Raw genomic sequence first — 3,689 nt, 5'->3', positions numbered from 1 at the left:
CATCGTATCGATGGCGCGCTGTTGGGCCGCGGTCATATGGCCTTGACGCAAGACGAAACTGCGGATGCTGCGTTTGTGTTCTTCAGGAACAGTATTTTCGGGTGTATTTTCTGGAATGTTTTCGGACATGTTTTTTTAAATCAGTGAGAAATCAAATAAAAAGGCCGTCTGAAAGAATCAGACAACCCTGCATATAAATCGGCGTGATTATAGCGAATAAACGCTTTTCCTGAAACCTTTTAAAAAGAAGGTTTCAGACGGCCTTTTAAGACAATACCGGTTGCGGTACTTTGTGTTGCACCGCATAAACCGCAGCTTGGACGCGGCTGCTTAGGTTTAATTTGCGCAACAGGTTTTGTACATGCACTTTGACGGTTGACTCTGCCAGATTCAAATGGCGGGCAATGATTTTGTTGCTGTGTCCGGCGGCAAGATAGCCCAAGATTTCCATCTCTCGCGGGGTCAGTTGCTCCAGCAGATGGTCGGAGCGGGAAGGAGATGGAGAAATTAGCGATTGCACCAAACGGCTGGTCATTTCCGGAGAAAAGACATTGTCGCCATCGACAGCTTTGCGGATGCTTTCCAACAGGAAGTCGGCGTTGATGTTTTTCAGCAAAAAGCCTTTTGCACCCATACGCATACATTCGGTCAAATCATCGCTGTCTTCGGAAACAGTCAGCATGATGACGGTTAGTTGCGGATTGATGCTCAAAATTTGAGCCAGTGCTTCGCGGCCGTTCATGACCGGCATATCCAAGTCCAGCAAGACCACATCAGGCTTGAGCTGCTCAACCATTTTTACGCCGGCCAGGCCGTCTGAAGCTTCGCCGATGACTTCAAAATCAGGCTGGCGGGAGAGCAGGGCTTTGATGCCACTGCGAAATAGGGTGTGGTCGTCAATAAGGGTAATTTTAATCGTCATGATGCTGTTCTCATTTGTTGCGGCAAAGTCAGCATAACCGCCGTACCTTGCCCAATCTGTGATGTAATGGCCAATTCTGCGTTAATCCGTTGGGCCCGTTCTTGCATAATGCCCAAGCCGACATGTTCGCCTGAAGGCCGGTTTGATAGGTGTTCTTTATTAAAGCCTGCGCCGTCGTCACGAATCGTCATGACAAAATCGCCGTGGTTGGCAATTTCGACGCTGACATGTTGCGCACGCGCGTGCTTCCGAATATTGGACAGGCTTTCCTGCAAGATGAAGATGATCTGCAAATGCTCATCATAATTCAAAGCCTGCCCGTCGTCCTGCCATTTTAAATCAACTGGAATACCGGTTTGTCGTTCAAAACGCGCCAGCAGCGATTCTACCGCTTCAGGAAAATCTTTATTACTGATTTTGGTGCGGAAATTCATTAAAAGTTCGCGTACGTCCTCGTAGCATTCCTGCACGCCGTCTTTGATGAAGCCGATATTTTCTTCGGCCTGCTCACGTTGGTCTGAGGCAAACGCACTTTCCAGCATTTGTACCTGCAAATTCAAAAAGGTTAAAGCTTGCGCGATGCTGTCATGCAAACCTTGTGCAATCAAGTTACGCTCCTGCAAGACTGCAAGCAGGCGGCGCTCTTGTTCCATGCGGTTGTTGGCGATGGAAATGCCCAGCTGTCCGCTTAAAGTATGCAGCAGTTTTTCGTCTTGCTCATCAGGCATATGGCCGTCTGAAAAATATAGGGTTAGTACGCCAAGCTGTTCATCTTGATAAACGATTGGAAATTCTACACGATTTCCTTCTTCGGTTTCACCGACGCTTGCCGCCAAATCAGAACGTTTCCGCTCCTCATCGGAAAGATATACCGTACCACCTAAGGCGGAAAACGCCGGCAGAATCTGAGTTAAAAATTCTTCTGCCGCCTGTTGGGGCGTAAAAGTTTGGTGCAGATTGCGCGTGGTTTGGTAGAGCAGGGTCAAATCACGGTTTTGCCGCGCCAAGTCTTGGGTTTGTTTGGCAACTTGTCCTTCCAAGTCTGTATAAAGCGTATGCAGACGGCGGCTCATTTGGTTGAAACCCTTGCTTACTTGGGCAAACTCACGGATCTGGTCTGTCTCGATTTGAACGCCGAAATGCCCTTTGCTGATGGTTTCTACGCCATCACGCAGTTTTTCCAAGGGCCGGATAATCCATGAATAATGCCAAACAATCATCAAGCCTGCAGCCACAACAATCATCAGCATCATGGCCATTTGGAAGCGGCGCAGCCACAAGGTATTTTGCTCGTTGGCATTTTCCATCGCCTGTAAAAATAGCTCGATGTTGCCGGCAAAACGGTACAGGCCGATTTGGGTCGGACGCTCGTAATGTTGCAAAGACGGCTTGATGTTGGATTCCCAATCAATCAACAGCATCGATTGAATCAAGTCATAAGCCAACGGCGTTTGAGATGGAATCAGCGGATGAATGGCATCACTTTGCGTCACATTGGCCAGCGTACGCTCAAATTCTTTGATTTGGTTGTCAATTTGCGCATTGGGTGTACGGACGCTTGCCATATAAGCCAAACGATACACCTGCATTTTCAAACTGCCTGCATCTTCAATCGTTTTGGCCGCGCTTTCCAAACGCCAAGAAAGCAGCAGGGTAAAGACAATCGACAAAAACGCCGAACTGACCCATAAAAAAGTCAGCAGTTTTAAACGCGAAGACAGGCTCAGGCCGTCTGAAGATCCGGAGAATAAACGCATAAAGCACGCAGGGGAACTAATCCGATAATCTTATAAAAATATCATTCTTTCGGCCTATAAACAACCTGTCTAAAATAATTGTGTGGTTATGATAAGAAAAAACAGGGGTTTAATGTAAAATCATGTTATGATAAAATTCATCTCAAGTGAATTTAATCATAAAAATAAGGTTTCAGACGGCCTGAAACCTTGAAACTTATCCAATAAACACAACATCTTCAACCACACTCCATACTCTGCTTCGCAAAGGACTACCAAAATGAAAATTTTCGCACTGATATTGGCCGGCGGGCAGGGAAGCCGGATGGGAGGTGTCGATAAGGGGTTGGTGCAATGGCACAACAAAGCCTTGATAGATCATGTTATCGAAAAAATCCGCCCCCAAGTCAGCCACATCGCCATCAGTGCCAACCGCAACCTTGAATCTTACGCCCAACGCAGCGCGCACGTTTTCTCTGATGCGCGCCAATGGCAGCATTACGGCCCTTTAGCCGCTTTGTGTACAGCCGCCAACGATTTGCAAATTGCCACTGCCGATTGGCTGCTTATCGTATCCTGCGATATGCCGCGTTTGCCGGAAAACTTGGTTTCCCAATTTGAAACCATCGCGCGGCGCACGCCATTGTGCAATGCGTTTTATGTGGAGACCTCTGCCAGGCCGCATTACAGCGTGATGTTTATCCGGCCGCAAATCCTGCAAAGCACCGTGCCATACCTTTATTCCGGAATGCGCAGCATCCGCGGCTGGCTGCAGCAACAGCGCGCGCGAGTTGTCCATTTCCCTCATGAGCAGGATTTTATCAGCTACAACACGGAAAACGATTTGGCTCAGCCTTTGTAGTTGGGTCGGTGAGGGGGCTAATGTTCAGGTAGGGATATGCTAACTTGATGATTATTTAGTATCTTTCAATAGGTAATAACTATCTTGTAATTAGTTCCCTTAGAAATTCATCAATCCGTATATTTAAATAAAATATACGTTCTTCGTTAAAATAAACTTTGGCTTTTTC

At 47.2% G+C, this 3,689-nt stretch carries 3 protein-coding genes and 1 pseudogene; 1 reads left to right on the top strand and 3 read right to left on the bottom strand.

The window, feature by feature from the left end; translation table 11 throughout:
- The 3 genes and pseudogenes from ACTHUE_RS12985 to ACTHUE_RS12975 form a co-directional block, all read right to left on the bottom strand.
- Positions 1–129: pseudogene (locus tag ACTHUE_RS12985) on the bottom strand (tRNA (guanosine(46)-N7)-methyltransferase TrmB); the annotation flags it as partial.
- Positions 130–265: 136 nt separating this feature from the next.
- On the bottom strand, positions 266–922 hold the full coding sequence (locus ACTHUE_RS12980; protein WP_049333503.1) for a response regulator: 657 nt from the start codon (positions 920–922) through the stop codon (positions 266–268).
- Positions 919–2,679, bottom strand: a complete 1,761-nt coding sequence (locus tag ACTHUE_RS12975; RefSeq protein ID WP_440423660.1) for a histidine kinase — start codon at positions 2,677–2,679, stop codon at positions 919–921. Before ACTHUE_RS12975 ends, ACTHUE_RS12980 begins: the two co-directional genes overlap by 4 nt.
- 259 nt (positions 2,680–2,938) lie before the next feature.
- Between ACTHUE_RS12975 and mobA the strand changes: the two genes are divergently transcribed.
- Positions 2,939–3,520 carry a molybdenum cofactor guanylyltransferase MobA gene (gene mobA / locus ACTHUE_RS12970; protein ID WP_101755441.1) on the top strand — a complete coding sequence of 194 codons (582 nt, stop codon included), beginning with the start codon at positions 2,939–2,941 and terminating at the stop codon, positions 3,518–3,520.
- The last annotated feature ends 169 nt before the right edge of the window (positions 3,521–3,689 follow it).

The organism is Neisseria sp. P0021.S005 (genome assembly GCF_051956955.1).
Note: the sequence above shows the minus strand (reverse complement) of the source record. Positions and strands in the feature narration are given on the sequence as shown.